General features: G+C 46.0%; 17 protein-coding genes. 1 reads left to right on the top strand and 16 read right to left on the bottom strand.

What is annotated here, in order from left to right; translation table 11 throughout:
• Positions 1–915: 915 nt before the first annotated feature.
• From ftsH to ACFO4R_RS06505, 16 genes are all read right to left on the bottom strand, one after another.
• Entirely contained in the window at positions 916–2,979 is a 2,064-nt protein-coding gene (gene ftsH / locus ACFO4R_RS06580; protein WP_379788262.1) for an ATP-dependent zinc metalloprotease FtsH, read from the bottom strand.
• Between the two features lie 22 nt (positions 2,980–3,001).
• Positions 3,002–4,399 (bottom strand): tRNA lysidine(34) synthetase TilS, encoded by a 1,398-nt coding sequence (tilS, locus tag ACFO4R_RS06575; protein WP_379788261.1) that lies wholly within the window; start codon positions 4,397–4,399, stop codon positions 3,002–3,004.
• 21 nt (positions 4,400–4,420) lie between these two features.
• A complete protein-coding gene (locus ACFO4R_RS06570) occupies positions 4,421–4,849 on the bottom strand; it encodes a YwiB family protein (RefSeq protein WP_379788260.1) in 429 nt (142 codons plus the stop codon).
• Between the two features lie 29 nt (positions 4,850–4,878).
• On the bottom strand, positions 4,879–5,694 hold the full coding sequence (murI, locus tag ACFO4R_RS06565; protein WP_379788259.1) for a glutamate racemase: 816 nt from the start codon (positions 5,692–5,694) through the stop codon (positions 4,879–4,881).
• Positions 5,694–6,758, bottom strand: a complete 1,065-nt coding sequence (locus ACFO4R_RS06560; RefSeq protein ID WP_379788258.1) for a D-alanine--D-alanine ligase family protein — start codon at positions 6,756–6,758, stop codon at positions 5,694–5,696. The genes murI and ACFO4R_RS06560 overlap by 1 nt, the downstream gene beginning before the upstream one ends.
• Before the next feature lie 4 nt (positions 6,759–6,762).
• Positions 6,763–7,665 (bottom strand): 4-(cytidine 5'-diphospho)-2-C-methyl-D-erythritol kinase, encoded by a 903-nt coding sequence (gene ispE / locus ACFO4R_RS06555; protein ID WP_379788257.1) that lies wholly within the window; start codon positions 7,663–7,665, stop codon positions 6,763–6,765.
• A gap of 240 nt (positions 7,666–7,905) precedes the next feature.
• Positions 7,906–8,166, bottom strand: coding sequence for a Veg family protein (locus tag ACFO4R_RS06550; RefSeq protein ID WP_379788256.1), 261 nt, complete (start codon positions 8,164–8,166; stop codon positions 7,906–7,908).
• A gap of 524 nt (positions 8,167–8,690) precedes the next feature.
• A complete protein-coding gene (locus ACFO4R_RS06545; RefSeq protein ID WP_379788255.1) occupies positions 8,691–9,566 on the bottom strand; it encodes a copper amine oxidase N-terminal domain-containing protein in 876 nt (291 codons plus the stop codon).
• A gap of 841 nt (positions 9,567–10,407) precedes the next feature.
• Positions 10,408–10,683, bottom strand: coding sequence for an HPr family phosphocarrier protein (locus tag ACFO4R_RS06540; protein ID WP_379788254.1), 276 nt, complete (start codon positions 10,681–10,683; stop codon positions 10,408–10,410).
• Positions 10,684–10,753: 70 nt separating this feature from the next.
• Positions 10,754–11,551 (bottom strand): TrmB family transcriptional regulator, encoded by a 798-nt coding sequence (locus tag ACFO4R_RS06535; RefSeq protein ID WP_379788253.1) that lies wholly within the window; start codon positions 11,549–11,551, stop codon positions 10,754–10,756.
• Positions 11,552–11,714: 163 nt separating this feature from the next.
• Positions 11,715–12,647 carry a carbamate kinase gene (gene arcC, locus ACFO4R_RS06530; protein WP_379788252.1) on the bottom strand — a complete coding sequence of 311 codons (933 nt, stop codon included), beginning with the start codon at positions 12,645–12,647 and terminating at the stop codon, positions 11,715–11,717.
• Between the two features lie 84 nt (positions 12,648–12,731).
• A complete protein-coding gene (gene argF / locus ACFO4R_RS06525; protein WP_379788251.1) occupies positions 12,732–13,730 on the bottom strand; it encodes an ornithine carbamoyltransferase in 999 nt (332 codons plus the stop codon).
• A gap of 194 nt (positions 13,731–13,924) precedes the next feature.
• Complete coding sequence (locus ACFO4R_RS06520) at positions 13,925–14,731, bottom strand: metal ABC transporter permease (RefSeq protein ID WP_379788250.1); 807 nt, start codon at positions 14,729–14,731, stop codon at positions 13,925–13,927.
• Positions 14,718–15,395 carry a metal ABC transporter ATP-binding protein gene (locus tag ACFO4R_RS06515; RefSeq protein WP_379788249.1) on the bottom strand — a complete coding sequence of 226 codons (678 nt, stop codon included), beginning with the start codon at positions 15,393–15,395 and terminating at the stop codon, positions 14,718–14,720. Before ACFO4R_RS06515 ends, ACFO4R_RS06520 begins: the two co-directional genes overlap by 14 nt.
• Positions 15,392–16,711: a metal ABC transporter substrate-binding protein gene (locus ACFO4R_RS06510; protein WP_379788248.1), complete on the bottom strand. Its 1,320-nt coding sequence runs from the start codon at positions 16,709–16,711 to the stop codon at positions 15,392–15,394. The genes ACFO4R_RS06515 and ACFO4R_RS06510 overlap by 4 nt, the downstream gene beginning before the upstream one ends.
• A 23-nt stretch (positions 16,712–16,734) precedes the next feature.
• A complete protein-coding gene (locus ACFO4R_RS06505; RefSeq protein WP_379788247.1) occupies positions 16,735–17,397 on the bottom strand; it encodes a ZinT/AdcA family metal-binding protein in 663 nt (220 codons plus the stop codon).
• A gap of 660 nt (positions 17,398–18,057) precedes the next feature.
• Here ACFO4R_RS06505 and ACFO4R_RS06500 point away from each other — a divergent pair.
• On the top strand, positions 18,058–19,044 hold the full coding sequence (locus ACFO4R_RS06500; protein ID WP_379788246.1) for an MBL fold metallo-hydrolase: 987 nt from the start codon (positions 18,058–18,060) through the stop codon (positions 19,042–19,044).
• The last annotated feature ends 117 nt before the right edge of the window (positions 19,045–19,161 follow it).

Below are 19,161 nucleotides of genomic sequence, written 5' to 3'. Positions count from 1 at the left end.
CTGAACAAGAGAGCAATCTCTTTGGCAATACCGCACAAATATGAAGTCTTGATTTTTCTATGAATTTGCAAGAAATTACATCTTGTCAAATCAATGTTTTCGAGAAATTCAGTGTTCATATAAAATTGGTTTTATTGCTGATTTTTCAAATTATGCGGTGTCTCCTTTTTTAGGAAGATCGCTTACAAGGAGAAGTTTCCGACCTTTCTACGGGTTCGCAAAATACGAAAGCCTTTTTGTATCCGCGACCTTCAATACTTCTATCAGCCGTATGATATCAAACATTATACGATTTTCCGTTTGAAATGTCAGGTATACAGAGAATATAATTTTTTTCGAAAACGTTTTGAGTAGTCCTGAAATTCAAACTTCACGACCGGACAATTTGAATCGATAGTGGTATGATGCCGATTTTTCCAATGATACGACTCTGTTCTTATACTATTTTTCAATAGAAATGTGGATATATCTATTTTTCGATGACGAAAAACTATGTTGTCTTCCATGGGTCACAGATTGTTTATATCCACTATTCAAAAGAATAGTAGTATTACAAGGTCGGTTTCCATATGCTCACAAAAAAGAGCCTGCCTCTTTATCTTACGGATAAAGGAGCAAGCTCTTTTTCCTTATACTATTACCTGTTTAAATTGCCTAGTTATCTGTATGAGCAACTTGGGTATGAAAGTGAAAAATGAAGAACGATTTACGAAGTTTTTTCGAACCGATCCAAATGAGTGAAACGTCGTTATAAATCAGCTGTTTGAGCGTTAGCGAGTTCTGATTTATATGTTTCACGACTTGGTTTTCGGTTCCAAAAACGTAGTATTAGTTCCATTTTCGCTTTCATTTACTACAAATTCTTATTTATCTCCATACATCCCATACACCTGACATTTTAATTGGGTTTTAGTATTACATCTCGGTATCCTGGTCGGAAGTTTCTTTTTCTTGCTTTTCTTCCTTGTCTTGTACTTCTTCCTTCTTGCCTATGGTCTCCTTGGCGTGTCGGATCTTTTCTTCGATCTCCTGCTCTCTGTAACGGTCCGCCTCTTCATACTGCTCTTCTATCGTTTTGACGTGCTCGCTGTGCTCGCTGTGCTCGCTTCCCTGTGTCAAGAAGACTTTCTCCTTGTCGGACATGGAATCGAGTTGCAGATCGAGTTCTCCGTTAAAGGCCTGTTGGAACTCTTCCGCATTTAAGGTCTCATAGACGAGCAGGGCCTGTGCGACATTATGAAGTTTGTCGATGTTGTCGGTCAGAAGTTTTCGAGCGGTTGCCTGTGCCTCATCAACAATCTTTTTGACTTCCTTATCAATCTCGGAGGCGACTTCTTCCGAATAATTTCTTCTGGTCGTAAAGTCCTTGCCCAAGAAGACCTCGTCCGAGCTGTCGCCATAGGCCATCGCACCGAGGTTGTCGCTCATCGCATAGGTAGTCACCATCGCTCTTGCAATCTTTGCCACCCTTTCCAAGTCGTTGCTTGCCCCGGTAGAGATATCATCCAGGATCAACTCTTCCGCAACTCTTCCGCCAAGCAGTTCGACCAATTCTTCCTTCAATTCCGCCTTTGTCGTATAATAGCGGTCCTCGGTCGGCCTACTCATGGTAAAGCCTCCCGCCATCCCTCTGGGGATGATGGTCACTTGGTGAACGGGGTCGGTGTGTTTCAAAATGTTTGCTAAGACTGCGTGTCCCGCCTCATGATAGGCGGTCAGCTTCTTCTCCGCCTCGGTGATGACTCTGGACTTCTTCGCAACCCCGACCACGACTTTGATAATAGCTTCTTCTATCGTTCCCATCTTTATCTTAGGCTCATTGGCTCTCGCTGTCAGCAGAGCCGCCTCGTTCATCAGGTTTTCGATGTCGGCGGGGGTAAAACCTGCGGTCCCGCGGGCGATCACCTTCAAATCGACATCCTCCTCCAAGGGTTTGTTCTTGGAGTGGACCTTCAAGATCGCTTCTCTGCCTTTGACGTCGGGCGTTCCTACCATGACTTGTCTGTCAAAACGTCCCGGTCTGAGCAGAGCGGGGTCTAAGATGTCGGGTCTGTTGGTCGCAGCCATCACGATGATACCTTCGTTGATCCCGAACCCGTCCATTTCGACAAGGAGCTGGTTCAGGGTCTGCTCTCTCTCGTCGTGTCCTCCGCCGAGTCCTGCTCCCCTTCTTCTTCCTACCGCGTCGATCTCGTCGATGAACACGATGCAGGGAGAGGCCTTCTTCGCCTGTTCAAAGAGATCTCGCACCCTGGAGGCTCCTACTCCTACAAACATCTCCACAAAGTCCGAACCCGATATCGAGAAGAAGGGTACTCCCGCTTCTCCCGCTACCGCCTTGCTCAGGTACGTCTTTCCCGTTCCCGGAGGGCCTACCATCAAGATCCCCTTGGGTATTCTGGCTCCAAGAAGGAGGTACTTTTTGGGAAACTTGAGGAAGTCGACGATCTCCTTGAGTTCCTCTTTTTCTTCATCCAAGCCGGCGACATCCTGAAAACTGATGTGCACCTTGTTTTCATCACTGTGCAGCTTTGCCCTCGATTTGCCGAAGCCCATCACCTTCGAGCCTCCTCCCTGCGACTGTTGCATCATCACAAAGAAGCCGAGGAAGAGAAGGATCATCACGATCGAAGGCAAGATCTGCCAAAGAATTCCCGTTTTGGAAGGCTCTTGAATCTGTACCTGTTTCAAAGAACCCTCGTCCATCTTAGAGTAGATTTCTTCTTTTAACGAATCCGTCCAAACGAAGGGCGGTGCATAGGTGCTGAAGCCTATCACATCCCCCGTCATGATCCCTTGAATCGTATAGTTGTCCCGAATATACATCTGTTCTATTCGGCCTTTTTTGAAACCGTCGTAAAACTCCCGGAACGTAATTTTCTTCTCTTTCTTTTCCGGATTAAACATCGTTACTACCAAAAAAACACATACGACAGCCAAAGCAAGATAAAGTAATTTTCCGCCTAAGTCTTTTTTCAATGTCAGAATCCCCCAATCTAAATTATTGATTATGCTTTACATGTATTTGAATCACATTTCGTGTTGTCTCATCTATTTTAAAATCATCGCTGATACAGAAGCCCACAACCCAAATGATATTTCCCCTCTCGTCCGTGATGATGGGAACCTTATCTCTATCTTCTACGGTTATTTTCTCGTCGATAAAGATGTTTTTGATCTTCTTGGTCCCTCCAAGCCCCATAGGTCTTATCTTATCTCCGACCTCCCGGTTTCGAACGATGAGACTTCCTTGTATCTTGTCGAGATCAAAGGCTTTGGTATATTTGCCCGTCGGAAGGATGAGATGTTTGTCCCTTGTCAGAGTCTTGGCTGTAATCTGCGTTCCAATCTCGGAGATAAAGACTCTGCCGTTTCTTCCGAGCGAATAAGAAAAACTGAGTTCCTGCTCTTTCAATTCTTCGGTCGAAAAGTAGAGCATATTCCCCTTCTTATATACCCATAATCCTCCGGGAAGGTTCACCTTTGCATAGGATTTTTGATTTTCCGCCAAAGCCATGACTTCGTCGAGATGTACCGCTTCAATTCCCTTAAGCGAATGAAGGACGCTTCGGATCGCATATCTTACCTCCCTCTTTTTGATTGCAGGGGGGCGGTTAAGCAGGGCTTCGATATCGACCTTGATCGTATTCTCGGACACGGGGGAAGAACTCTCCTCAAACAGAATACTCGCCACCGATTCAATGTAGTTTCCGTCCTCTCTGAGCGTTGCCGCCATCCTCGATATACTCTCCTTGACCTTGGGCGAAAACTCTTCCATCAGGGGCAAAAGTTCCAATCGTATCTTGTTTCGTGTATAGACCGCCTCTTCGTTTGTCTCATCGACACACCAGGAAAGAACGTGTTCCTTCAAATAAGCGAGGATCTCCTTTTTTTCCACATCGAGCAGGGGTCTGATAAGTCCGTTGGGCAGATGATAGTCCATCCCCTTGAGACCGTAAAGCCCCGTACCTCTCATAATACGCATGAGGACCGTTTCCACCTGATCGTCCATATTGTGAGCCACTGCGATGCGGTTTATACCCAATTCTTCTTTAAGTTCAAAGAAAAGCTTGTATCTTGCTTCTCTTGCAGCCTCTTCCATCGTCATCTTCAAGTTCTTCGACATCTCGGGCACGTCGATGGATCTCACAAAGAAGGGAATATCTCTTCGATCACAAAGTTCGGCACAAAACAGGGCGTCCCTGTGTGCATCAAAACCCCTGATGCGATGGTTCAAATGCACCGCATAGAGGGTCAGCTTGTAACGTTCTCTGAGCTGTGTCAGAACATGCAGAAGAAACAAGGAGTCGGGTCCTCCCGACAAAGCGATGATCACTTTGTCGCCTTCAGACAAGAGACGGTTCTCTTCTATTGTCTTTTCTATCCTATTGATTAACATTCTTCTCATTCCTTAAATTTTTTATTTTTTGGCAATGATGGTCATCTTGTTTTTTCCGTCAAACAAATTCTTCACACAGATGTCATATTCGATGGTAACCTTTGCCGAAAACGGTTCTTTGCTCACTTCGCACTCGATGTTTTTCGTCAAGATCTCCATCGGTACATCTCCGTAGGGAGTGTGGTACATCGTCTTGAATCTCTTCCCTTCGGTAAAGACCATATCCATATTGGAGACTCCGTAGCGTCGCAACGAAACGATCCCGCCCTCTTGGAGCTTCAGCGTCGTTGTCGTCCCCTTCATCCCCGAAAGCTCGGACTCCTGATAGACCAGATAAAGATGGTCTTTCTTGAAGGTGTACTGACCTTCCGTAGTCAGTTGAATACTCTCCTCTTCCTTGGTATCACTGTTCCATTGCATGGTTGTGATCTGTATCAACGTATCCTGCAATCGTATTCTCCTTTCCAACCGAAGAAAAATCAATACCTCTGTATCTCTATCAAAGATATACCCCTTATCTCTCTGTTTAAAAAACGTTCTCCAACTTTTGAGAAATTGTTCGGTCTGTCCGAAACAAAATACTTGTAACTGCCTTCTCTTCCGCCTTCTCTGAGCAAACCTCGATCCTCGAGCATCTCCTTGAGCGCACGGGCGGTCTCTATCGCCGGATTGACGAGGCGGATGGGTTTCTTGAGAACCTTGCCTATGGTCTCCTCAAGCAAGGGATAATGGGTACAGCCCAAGACAAGCGTATCGATGTCCCTCTCGTTGAACTCGCTCAGATAGGCCTGCGCCGTCAATTTGGCAACATCCGTATTCGACCACCCCTCCTCCACAATGGGAACAAAAAGGGGGCAGGCCCTTGTAAAAATAGAGACCCCGGCATCAAGCTCACTCATCTCCATCGTATAAGCGTTGGAATTGATCGTTCCTTCCGTTCCTATCACTCCGATCCTATTGTTGAGGGTCGATTCGACGGCGGCCTTCGCCCCCGGTTTGATCACTCCCAAGATCGGAATGTTGTATCTCTCCTGCGCCTTCTTCAAACTCCTTGCGCTCGCGGTATTACAGGCAATCACAATCGCCTTGATGTCCTGTTCCAACAAAAAATTGATCGATTGGAAGGTGTACTTCGTAATCGTTTCCGAAGATCTGGGACCGTAGGGAACACGAGCCGTATCTCCGAAATAAACGACGTTTTCACCCGGAAGCAGTTTCATGATCTCCTTGATGATCGTAAGTCCGCCCACTCCCGAGTCAAAGACTCCGATCGACTTATCCGCTTCTCTTCCCATTACAGTCTTCCTCCTCTTTCCAATGCCAAGTCAATCAAGCCCGATATTAGTTGCATCGGACCCATTCCGTCAAACTCCATCAGTTTCGGATAGAGGCTGATGGCGGTAAAGCCGGGCAGGGTATTGATCTCGTTGAAATAAATCTTTTTGTCCTTCCTGTCCATCAAAAAATCGATCCTCGACAAGCCGTAGCACATCGCTGCACGAAAGGCCTTTTTCGCCATCCCTCTGAGCTCCTCTTCCTCTTTTTTACTCAGGGGAGCCGGGATGTCAAACTCCGCGTCATTCGTCAAATACTTGGTCTCGTAGTCGTAGAAGGTCTCGTTGGGTCTTATGGCACCTACGGTCGACAATTTGAAGTCGTTTCTTTTCCCAAAGGCCGCAACCTCCAGCTCCAAGACATCAAGCCCCTTCTCGACAAGCACCTTGTCATCGTACTTGAAGGCCTCGGCGATCGCCTCAAAGAGTTCTTCCTCCCCTTCGACCTTGGATACTCCTACGCTCGAGCCCATATTGCAGGGCTTGACAAAGACGGGGTAGCCGATGTCGGACGCTCGTGTCGCTACATCTTCATCGCTGTTCTCATCCTCCTCATACAGGCAGAAATAAGGCACTTGAGAAATGCCCTCCGCAGCCATCAGCTTCTTTGTCATATCCTTGTCCATACAGATGGCGGACGAGATCGTATTGCAGCCCACATAGGGAAGTCCCGTAAATTCAAACAGTCCCTGCAACTTGCCGTCTTCTCCGTTAGGTCCGTGCAAAACGGGGAAAGCTACGTCCAAAAACACCTTCTCTCCCCCCGTTTCCATAAAAAAAGCCTGATCTCCCTGTGAAAAACACACCCTGTCATCCTCGACATACTCTGTCCAAGTGCAGTTCAAGAGAGAGTCTTCATGTCCTTTCAAATAATGATATCGGCCTTCCTTGTCGATCCCTATCAAAAAAGGCTCAAACCTCTCCCTGTCGATGCTTCGATATACGAACTCCGCAGAACGACAGGAGACCTCGTGTTCGGCAGACTGTCCGCCGAACAAAATTCCCACTTTTATCTTATCCTTCATAGTCTCACTTCTTCCAATCCAATGATTTATCGACGGTCTCCGCCAAAAACACCTGCTTGTACCTCTTTGCGAAATAAGCCCTTGCCTCTTCCCTTCGAGATCCGTTCTCAAAGATACCGAACACCGTGGAACCGCTGCCCGTCATCATCGCCTTGGAGCAGTCGAACTTCTCCTCCATATCCCGAATGATCTCTCCGATCTGCGGCACACATTTATTGGCATAGGGATAGAGTACATTGCCCATGTACTTGGGCAGGTCGCTCCGCCTTCCCTCTCTTACGGCGGCGAGCAAGGCCTCGCTGTCGGGCCTGTTCTTGAGCGAAGAGAGGTCGGTGTTCCGATAGGCTTCCTTCGTCGATACTCCCTTGTCCGGTTTTACGATCAGCAGTTTCAGGCTCAGAGGGGGAAGAGGCGTCAAATTTTCTCCGATGCCTTCCGCCCACATCGTTCCTCCCCGAAGACAAAAAGGGACATCGGCCCCCAGTTGCAGAGCAAGGCGGGCAAGAGCCTCTTCTCCGAGGGGGGCTTTGTTCATCGTGTTGAGCGCCTTCAGGGTCGCTGCGGCATTGACGCTTCCTCCTGCCATCCCGGCCTCCGCAGGGATATTCTTTCGCAAAAAGATCTCGTATTCACGCGGCAGTCCCGTTTCGTTACAAAAAAGCTCCACCGCTCTTACAATAATGTTTCTTCCGTCCGTGGGAAGATCCGTGTTCTCCGCCTTCAGCACGACAGCTTCCTGCGGAATTCTTCGAAAAACCAGTTCGTCCTTCAGGTCTATGCTCTGCAACAACATCTCGAGCAGATGATATCCGTTGTCCAGCCTGCCCACGATATCCAGGGACAGGTTGATCTTCGCATAGGCCTCCACCCCGATCTCATCTATATATCCGTTCTTCTCATCCGTCATATCCGTATTCTTATCCTCTCCGAGGTCCGAACTGCTATGTAAGTCGAGTCAAACTCCGCAGTCCCTCCCTCCGATCCCCTTCTTGCGTTCCCGGGATGTCCTCTTCTTATTTGAATATCAGTACTATTATACTATAAGAAGGAAAAAAGACAAATGAATTTACAAAAAAAACGCATACCGGCATCGGTATACAAAAAAGCCCGGCAACCTGCCGAGCTTCCGCTCCCTATCTATGGGTCTCTAAGCGTATTTCATCTCGTTTCGAACCAAGGTCAACTGCACATTCGAGGTCAAAACATCCGCATAACTGTAAGAGACCCTCGTAATACGATCATCTCCGTCCGAATATGCAACCACAAACACGCTCGGGTAGGTACACTCCAAGACACCCTCCCTGGTCACGATCTTTTTCCTTCCTTTGTTTGCTCTAACAACGATGTCTTTTCCAAGGTGTTTCTCCAGGCCACGCTTAATATCATCCAATGTATGTTTACTTGCCATAATACCACCCTTTCCCATCACTGATACCTCATCATTATATCACTTGATAGGAGGAATGTCAAATTTTAAATAATATATTGTATATCAAGTCCCCGCTGTTGTCAAGCATAAAATAGGGGAAACTGTAAAAAATCGTTTCCCTATGTTTCATATCTGATGCTATTATCATTTAAACTAATAGATATGCCGACTTGTACTCCGTAAAAGATAAGACGGATCTGCATAGCTCCAAAGCAAATATAAGTATACCTCTATCGAAGAACAGTAGACATACCGTTCCGCCTTCTCAAATATAAACCTAAGGACATACCGCACAATTCCGGAAATAAACCTAAAATCAATTTTGTATGAAGAATAAAACTCTTGAAAACATTGATATGACAAACTTTTGTATTTTATAACCTCGAAGAAAAATCGAAAGTTTGCCCTTGTTCGGTGTTTCCCTAACACCCTGGAAATCTCCGAATCCCTCCAAGGTGTTACGTCTTGAACTTTACCCGCCTATCTTTCAAAAAGTCTCTCTCCTAATCCTCAAAAAAAGGATCTATCCTTCCCGTTACAAAGATATAGGCCACATCATTTTTAAAATAATCTCCGAGCGTCAACTCTCTGCTTATTTGACCGCCGTTTTTAACGGCTGGCAGGTCCTCATGTGTACCCCTGCTGTAATTATCACTTTCAAAGGTAAACTCTTTCTCCAATCCGCCCTCTCTCTTATAGTGTACAATTTGAGATCTTATCTCGGACTCTCCCTTACGCAGGGTCCTACCCGATACATTGATGCCTACGATGCGGTTGACCGCCTCTCCTCGTCGAAAGCCGTACTTGATCAACTTGATCGCATGATCTTCCTTCTTATTTCCATTTCCTATCTGTACATTTTTTACGATGTCTTGGATCGATGTCCTCTCATCCGTGATATGGAGTTGATGGTACTTGTTGTCATAGTTATACCTGATATTCGTATGATCCAAGATCATTCGCAGAGGGATCAGAAGGGTGTTCCTATATGCTCGTACCTTCTTGGAGATAGGCTCCGTCTTGCCGTTGACCTTGATCTTATCGGAACCGGCTTCCACTTCTATTGTCGTTCCGTAGAGTTCGATCTTCGCCTTCTTCTCTCCCTTTTTGTGGATCACCCTTCCTCCGAGCAGATCCTCGACCGTCTTTATCGATACCATCAGCCTTCCGTCTTCCACGTAGGGGCCGTAGGGATCCGTATAGATGATATGATATTTTTGGATCTTAAGGCGGATCGGCACATCCTTGCCGATATCATACTGTTCCCTGATAAAATCGGGATAGTAGGTACCCGGAGTCGGGATCATCTCCGCAAAACTCTTAGGAGCGATCAGCAGTAGAAGTAAGAGCAGACTGAGGAACTTCTTTTTATTCTTCATAATATCCTCCTCCATATAATCGAATCTGTTGTACTCAAGCAAACCCATAGTTCGGATTTATTCAACATATCCTCGTTACTCCATTCCTACACCGATGGTTTTGAATGAGCAGAGAACGCAAAAGCATCGAACGACGGCGGTATTTCGAACTTCTTTTTCCCTATGTGGCAGCTATGATGTCCCCAAAGTCCTCCCCGCCTTGTTGTCAGGCCGTTCTCTTGCCTCCCTTCTCTCCCCCGTATCATTCAATACAGGGTTTTATGTAGAAGCTCTCTTCGTATAAGAAGGTTCTACTTGCTAAATATTCTAATATTTTTGATAATTTTTGTCAATACTTTGATAATAAGTTTTGATTAAATGTTTATTAGTGCAAGACAGATTACTTCCTATAATCCCTTTGGTTGTCGCAAAAGTACGGACCATACGGCGTCCTCATATATTTCAGCTCCAATAAAACAGGGAGGACGAGACTTTCCCATCTCTTCCTCCCCGGTTCTCGGTCCTTTTGCGTTTATCCGCTGTCTTATACTATCCTCCTTTGAGTTGTGGATACAAACGATCTGTGGTCCATAGAAGATAAAACCGTTTTTCGCGGTCGAAAAACAGAACTATCCCTACCTCTATCGGAGAATCGTATTCCACGATCATACATGATTGCCTGCCGATCCGTTTGAACTTGCTTATACTGTTTGGACTGTCGTGGATACTTCGAAGAAACGCTCCGATACCGCTCCTGCACGAAAAAGGTTGTTGAACGCCATTATTTCACAATCTTTCTGTAGCTTGTAAAACAACAGCGGTCTATATCTTTGTTCGGCAGTTCCTTTCCATCGCCGGTACTTCAATACCTGTCCATTTCTTGCAGTTCCTCACTCAAAAATCTACACAGTCTCTCGACCGCCTCTTTACTGTCAATTCCCTCTCCTGTAATGACTACTTCCACACCGTTTCCGATACCCGCAGACAAAACCCCTATGATGCTTTTGGCGTTGATTTTTTTGCCCGGGAGTTCAACGAACAACTCCGAGCGAAAGGTCGATGCCAATCTTACAAACTCCGAAGCAGGCCTGGCATGTAAACTTGAATCACTGACAACGATCACTGTTTTTTGATACATAAGATTTCTCGCCATCCTTTACTTTCTTTCGATATCAAGATATCGCCATAATTTTCTTTGTTTTCCCACTTTACCTGATTTTAATATGTTCCCTGATTTTTTGAAGATTGGGGCCGAAGTCCCTGTCCAAATCTTCACGATACCGTTTGTAGATCTCCGCCAGAAAAATATCGTGGGCAATAAAGGCCTCCGCCATGACCATAAAACTTTCGTTCTCCGTCCATATACCCTGTACACCTTCGTCGTTTTCGATCGAAAACAGAGATTCTTTGCCGTCCACAACAAGGGTCATCCATCTGCCGAGGCTCCTCTTTTGATTCAAGAGTCCTTCCATCTCATGATGGTATACCTTGCCGACTTCTTTTTTGACTTCTCCATAAAGGACGATGACGACTTCCTTACCCGCATCGACCAGTTTTTCCACATCCCGATAGATCTCTTCGTAGTCCGTGTCCCAGATCTCGAGATAGGCAAACTCCTTTACCTTGCCGAGCATGGTCCGAAGCTGCTGATCCACGTTGTCCCTGCCCGTGATATGCAGGAGGTGGGATACCTTTCTTTTGGGGCTGATCTCTTCTATCCCTTCTTTGATAAAGGCTATGGATTCTCCGATGTTTTTGCGATAGTTGTCGATATAGTTGTCCATATTGAGGGCAATGTATTTTACCGGGTTGTCATCGACGACGTTCACGAGGTTTTTCTTGAGCAGTCGCTCCATGGTCTCGTAGATCTTGGACTGAGGAACTCCCGATATCTTAGCTATTTCGTATGCCGTAACCGAACGGTTTTGAAGAAGCGAAAGATAGGCCTTGGATTCGTATCGGTTCAGACCCACGTCCAGCATTTTTTCAATTAAATCCTGATTCATAATTTCTCCTACCGTCTTCGATCGAGCCCTTATCCCGAGAAGGTCGAAAGCCCTCACGGAGTACGAGTCGACCGTTTTGATGCTCATTTTTCAAACAAAGCAAGAGTTCTTTGCACTTTACAAAAAGAGAGGGCTTGCCACCCTCTCTGCACTTGATTTTTTCTTACTTCACAATTACGGTTCCGGTCTTTCCTTCAATTCCTTCAGCAGCCTTCTCAAGAGAGGTGATGAGTGCACGTCTTCCTTCTTTGGACTGAGCAAAGGACATTGCCGCTTTTACCTTCGGCAACATGGAGCCGGGTGCAAAATGTCCTTCTTCGATATATTGGTTTGCTTTATCCAAGTTGATCTCGGACAGCCACTCTTCGTTTTCTTTTCCGAAGTTGATCGCAACTTTTTCGACTGCCGTCAAGATGATGAGGTAGTCGGCATCGACGATCTCGGCAAGTTTTGCGGAAGCGAAGTCTTTGTCGATGACCGCAGGAACTCCGATAAGTTTGTTTCCTTCTTCATAGACGGGGATTCCTCCTCCTCCTACGGTGATAACAACCTGTCCTGCATCAATCAACGCTTTTACCGTCTCTTTTTCGGTAACGTCGATCGGCAACGGAGAAGGTACTACTCTGCGGTATCCGCGACCTGCGTCTTCTTTGAAGGTTTCGCCTTTTTCCGCTACGATTTTATCCGCTTCTTCTTTGGTGTAGAAGGCTCCGATCGGTTTGGTCGGGTTTTGGAAGGCACTGTCGTTTCGATCTACGACGACCTGTGTTACGATGGTTGCGACCGGTTTGTTCATTCCTCTGTTCAGGAGTTCTTCTCTGATCGCATTTTGAAGATGGTAGCCGATGTAGCCCTGGCTCATCGCTCCACATTCGGGGAAGGGCATCTCCGCTGTTTTTGCAGCGCTTTTAGCTGCAGTGTCCATAGCGAGGTTGATCATTCCTACCTGAGGTCCGTTTCCGTGAGCAATGATGACTTCGTTTCCTTCTGCGATCAGGTCTACGATCGGTTTTGCAGTGTGTCTTACTTTTTCCATTTGTTCTTGGGGGTTGTTTCCGAGTGCGTTTCCTCCAAGAGCGACAACGATTCTTTTCATATGTGTTTATCCTCCGATTTTCTGTGATTGAAATAAAAGGGGACAGTTAAACTGTCCCCCTTCTATTTTGATTGAATAGTAATTTTACAGTTTTCCGATCGTAGCAACCATAACAGCTTTGATTGTATGCATTCTGTTTTCAGCTTCATCAAATACTTTTGAATACTTGCTTCTGAATACTTCGTCCGTTACTTCCATTTCCGTCAAGCCGAATTTCTCATGGATCTCAGCTCCCACGGTGGTGTTAAGGTCGTGGAAGGAGGGCAGGCAGTGAAGGAAGATCACGTTGTCGTTTTCCGTCTTTTTGATCATATCCATATTTACTTGGTAAGGCTTCAATTGCTTGATTCTCTCTTCAAACATAGCCTCTTCACCCATGGATACCCAAACGTCGGTGTAGATAACGTCAGCACCTTTTACATCGTCAACGCTTTCACTGAAGTTGATGGTCGCTCCCGTTTCTTTTGCAACCTCTTTCATCTCATTTACAAGGTCTTGAGCAGGCCACAATTCCTTCGGTGCGATCGCAAGGAACTCCATTCCCATTTTTGCAGCACCGATCATCAAAGAGTTACCCATGTTGTTTCTTGCATCTCCAACATATACGAACTTCACTTTGTTCAGCGGTTTTGCAACGTGCTCGGTTACGGTCAGGAAGTCCGCCAAAATTTGTGTAGGATGGTAGAGATCGGTCAATCCGTTCCATACAGGTACTCCGGCATGAGCTGCCAACATATCTACAGTTTCTTGCTTAAATCCTCTGAATTCAATACCGTCATAGAATCTTCCCAATACCTTTGCGGTATCTTCGATGGACTCTTTTTTACCCATTTGGCTGTCGGAAGAACCCAAGAAAGTAACTTGTCCGCCTTCATCCATTACACCGACTTCAAAAGCACAACGTGTTCTTGTAGATGTTTTTTCGAACAACAGGCATACATTCTTTCTCTCCAAAAGATCTCCTTTGATCCCTGCTCTTTTCTTTGCTTTCAAATCTCTGGAAAGGTCTAATAAGTATCTGATCTCATCCGGTGTAAAGTCTTTTAATGTAATAAAGTTTCTTCCTTGCAAATTTACTGGCATGGTTTTACCTCCTAAAAAAGATTAAATTTTTTATTGTTTTGATAACTACCGAAGTAGTAGTTACACTTACGTTTTTAGTATAATACTTGGCCCTGTATTTGTCAATTTTTTTGTAGCGGTTTTATCCTCGTTTTTCATATCCTGTGCGGGATATGGCTGTCCGCTGTAATTCCAAGTCTTACGCTTTGTTTTCCCTAGGCGGACATCTTCTTTTTGAACAGTCGTTTGCCTGCAGTTACAAGGAACATTCCGATCACAGCGTTGATAACGATGGCACCTCCGGGTTTGAGATCTACATAGTAGGAGATTACGATACCCGCCATGGTGTAGATGACTCCCAGAACAAGAGATGTGAGCAAAATCTGTTTGTAGCTTCTTGCAACCATGAGGGCGGTCGCGACGGGAAGCACGATCAGGGAGGCTACCATAAGGGCACCTACGACCTTGCATGCCAAGGCTATGGTTACCGCCGAGAGAAAGGTGAACACCGAGTTGATACGTTTTACCGGTACTCCCGAAAGGCGAGCCAAGTTGGCATCGATCGAAATGTCGAGCAGGCTTGCGTAGAAGACGAGGGAGGCACAGATGACCGGAATGGCTATGATGACGATGTTTCGCAGATCCGAGGAGGTCACTGAGGAAATGCTCCCGAAGAGGTAGGATTCAAAGTCGTTTCCGCCCGGTGCAAAGTCCGAGAGAATCGCCGCAATCCCAAGCCCCGTACTCATCGTAACGGCAGTTGCCATATCACCGTACTGCGGAAATTTCTTGCGGATGCCTTCGATGATGAAGGCGGCGACAATACAGATGATCACGGCTCCTATCACGGGATCGAAGCCCAAGATCAGTCCCATGCCGACTCCCGTAAGTGAGGTGTGGGAGAGTGCATCTCCGACCATGGAGGTCCTTCTGTTTACCATGATCACTCCGATAAGAGGAACCATGACGGAGATAAAAAATCCCGCTATAAGAGCATTCCTCATAAAACTAAATTCCAACATCTTCCAACCGCCCCTCTCTCATTTCATATATCCTTGTATTTGTGATATGCTCCTTCATCAGTCCCGCCTCGTGTGTAACGATGAGTACGGTAATGTGTTGCTCTTTGTTGAGTTTTTCGATCAAATTCAAAAACTCCTTCTTGCTCTCCTTGTCGACGCCTGCGGTCGGTTCGTCCAAGATCAGGATTTCGGGCTTATTCATCAGGGCCCGAGTGATCATCGTCCTTTGTTTCAATCCTCCCGACAGTTCATTAAAGGGGGTATGGATGTACTTTTCGAGCCCCATCTTCTTTAAAAGTTCAATCGCTTTTTCCCTGTGCTTCTTCCTCGGTATCTTGATCGGTCCGAACTCCCTGTACAAGCTGAGGACGACCAGTTCCAAGACGGTGATCGGAAAGGTTACCTGATTGAAGCTCTGGACCTGAGGCACATATCCGACTTCTTTAAAGGAGGAGTTCGAGGAAAGTTCTCTGCCGAACAGTTTGATACTTCCTTTTTGAGCGTTCAGCTCTCCGAGAAGAAGTTTCAAAAGGGTGGACTTCCCCGAACCGTTTTCTCCCACGATCATAACGACATCTCCCTTTCGGACCGAAAGATGGATGCCCCGAAGCAGCGATTCCTGTCGATATCCGAATTCCAAGTCTTTGATCTCTATTTGATTCATCTTTCCTCCTTTGTCAACGACTTATAGATCTGTTCCAAATTGTACCTCATAAGATCTTGATAATGAACGCTCTCATCCGTTGTCATATCCGTCTTGTACTCCATCGAGGCCAGACCGACCGCCTCTCCTCCTATCTCTTCCGCAAGCGTCGCTGCGGACTTCGGGTCGGTGCCATACTCATAGAAGATGGTGTTGATCCCCTTGTTGTGAGAGTAGTCTATGGCCTTTCTTATCGTTTTAAGTCCCGGAGATTCCGTAGAGACAAGACCTTGCAGAGGAAACTGGACCAAGCCGAACTCCCTCGCCAGGTACTCATAGGCATAGTGGGTCGTGATAAACTCCTTTTTGTCCAAGGCTGCAAACTTCGGCTGATATTCGACCTTCAAATCGTTGATCTTATCGACGGTTTTGACCTTGTTCTTATAATACATTCTGGTGTGTTCCGGATAGAGCTCACAGAGGGTGTCATGGATGGCGTTCAAAAACAGTTTTGAGTTATCCAAGGACAACCACGAGTGGGGATCATAGGTGATCTTGTCCAAACCGGAGGTCGAACCTTCCAAAAGGACTTCGGTCTCGAGGTTGGTGCCCGTTGAAGAATCTTGCAGGTCATAAGGCAACAACTGCTCGGAGATCCGGTCGCTGATAAAAACCCATCTTCCATTTTGGGGAAACTTATAGAAGATCTCGCCTTGTTCATGACTCATCTCAAGGTTATAGACCTTGCCCTCCTCGACCTCGATCACGCTTTTTTGGGGTATGAGTTTGCCTCGTTTTTCCATGGTCTGCTTCCCCTTCTTGATGAGTTCTTTGGAATCCATTCCCGAAGAGTTGTCTATAAAAGTGACCCTCATAATGTCCTCGTGAGTGTGGGCAAAACCGATCTTATACTCTTTATCCGCCTGTGCATCGTACTGACACATATACTGGAAGTCTCCCGTTACCGCAGCTCCTTTGTAACTGATCAATTCGACATAGTCCGAGAGGGTCAGGATCTTCAGTTCGGGAAGACTCTCTCTTACCTGATCGACCCACGACTCCACGTTGGCACCGTTTACGACCAGAAGGTCGGCGTCCTTGAGGTGTTTGATATCTCTGGGGGTGGGTTCCCAAAGATGCGGAGTCTTATCCATGGGCATAAAAGTCCTAACGTCCACCGTGTCTCCCGCAACTTGACTTACCAAGTCGTATATAGGATAAAAAGAGACATAGACAACGGGTTTGCCGCTGTGTTCTGTCTCTTTCGGTGTACAAGCGTTAAGACACAATGCTGCGAGGATGGAAAATACAAGTATGAATTTTCTCTTCTTCGTCATTGTCTCTCCTTAACTTATTCTTCTTATTCCGCGATTTCGGCAATCATTTGTTCCACTGTCGTAGTCGGTTTTACAAAGGTGGGATACCATTTTTCTTCCATGTTGATAAGAGCTTCCGCATTGTCGCCGTATCTCAGGTGGAAGTGAGTCATGGTTTCTTCTCCGTGTACAGGCATCATAACAAGCACCGGATAAGCGGCTCCTTCCGTAACGGCTTTGAACTCATCCCATTCGGTGGTTCTTCCGTCGCCTTCGATCAGGTGTTGTTTCACAAATTCGTATTCCACAGCCTGAGTTTCTTTTCCGTCCTTTGCAGCCCAATTGTCCAAGAAGCTGATTTTGTTTCCTTCTATGACCATACCGTGAAAATCACATCTTCTTCTTTGAACAAGACCTTCCTTAACTTCCTCAGGTGTCTTTCCGTCTTTGTCCGCTTTGGTCTTATAAGCTTCCTGAATTTCGGGAAGGTCCAACCAGAGTGACATATCGTCCCAAGTTCCTTCCCAGTCCGCTAAGGAAATCTGCTCTGCTGCCTGCTCCGCAGGTTGCTCTGCCGGCTGTTCCGCAGGTTGCTCGGTTGCTGTTTGCTCAGCCGGAGCCGGTTCGTTGCTTGCCTGTTGTCCTCCGCAGGCTGCCAAAGATACGGATAAAGCCGCTACTGCCAGTAATGCTACAAACTTCTTCATGTCCAATCCTCCCATAGTTTTTTATAATTGAAAATCAGTGTTAATTAATCCATAAGTAGGGTATCATAGCTATAGTGACTCATCAACATTATTTTTTGCTGTAAACTTGTGTTTTCAACGCTTTTATCAAAATGTTCACTTGATTTTTCAACTGTTTTATCGACATTTTTGAATTCTTGTTCACAAAAAAATTAAAACTTTAAAGAAACCCTTTTTGAAGACGGACCATGCCAATCACTTGTCCAACGATTGCATTTTTCCGTCAGAGCTTGTTGTCGATTTACGGGATAACGGTCTGATCGAGTGTGAACATCTTCGTTCTTCGAACGATGAGGATCTGTTTTTCCCTCAAACGGTTACACAGTATTTCTTTCGGTTCGATTTTCATTTTGTTCTGCGATGTAAGAGCGGTTATGTCCATCTCTACAAATACAAAAATTATTTGAGCGGCCATAAGATACGCGGATTAAGGAGGCACCTCACAAGGGCGAGCTCCTGATTTTTTCTTTGGGTTTATAAAATCTGAAAGTTGCTCAAATCAGTATATTCAAGAATTTTAACATCGGTATAAAACGGATTGTATGACGATGTCTCGAATTATGAGTCAATACTTTGGTATTAATGTTTTAAATGAATAATACTACAAAGGAGAATCCAACTATGAAAGAACTATACAAAAACATTTTCGCAGGAGATGTGATTTTGCCCAAGTCCCCCTTGAAGTCCATCAATTCCTATATCATCAAGGGAGAGGAGCGATCTCTCGTCATTGACACGGGCTTCGACCATCCCGAAAGTGAGGAGGCCTTCTTTGCTCAATTTGATGAACTCTCTCTCCAAGCAGGAAGGGTCGATCTCTATCTTACTCACTTACATGCGGATCATACGGGTCTATGCTACAAGTTTCAGGAGCGTTTCGGCGGAAAGATTTATTGCAGCAAGATTGATGCGGACTACATCAATTCTATGGCGAACAAGGACTATTTCACGACCCATCAATACCGACCCGAATTTTTGGGACTTGAAAATGACGGCCATTTTTTTGATCACCACCCCGCCGTTCTCTACGGACCCAAACATCCGGTGGATATCATTCCCGTCAAGGAAGGCGATGTACTCTCCGTAGGCGATTACCGTCTTGAGGTCATTTCGGTCCCGGGACATACTCCGGATCACACCGCCTTGTACGAGAGAACTCACAAACTTCTGTTTTCCGGAGATCACATTCTCGATAAGATCACGCCGAACATCAGCTTTTGGAGGTTTGAATACGGAGATATTTTGGGAACTTACCTGAACAGTCTGGAGAAGGTCTACCGGATGGATGTCGATATCGTCTTTCCTTCCCACAGGGTCGTCGTCCACGATCACAGGAAGAGGATCGACGAGCTGATCGCTCATCACGAGGACAGGCTGAACGACATCCGAAACATTCTCGCGGACGGAGGCAAAAAGACCGCCACGGAAGTCGCAAGTCGTATGCACTGGGATTTTCGTGCAAAGGACTTCGAGAGTTTTCCTCCCAACCAGAAGTGGTTTGCCTGCGGAGAAGCAATGGCGCATCTGGTCCACTTGGAGGCGAAGGGGGAGGTTCGAATGATCCATACTTCGGACTTGGAACCCGTGCTCTTCTACCGCGAAGGATAGGTTTGTGTCTGCGATTTCCCTTCATAGGTTCCGCCGTATCGGAAGAAGATTTTGGTGGGAGTTTGCTTTATATGATGCAAAATATTCAACGCTCGGAGGAAGTCAACGGTTGTGAAC

It is taken from the genome of Filifactor villosus (assembly GCF_042652965.1).
In the GTDB taxonomy this organism is placed as follows: domain Bacteria; phylum Bacillota; class Clostridia; order Peptostreptococcales; family Filifactoraceae; genus Filifactor; species Filifactor villosus.
The sequence above is the reverse complement of the archived record's forward strand: the minus strand, read 5'-3'. Positions and strand labels throughout refer to the sequence as shown.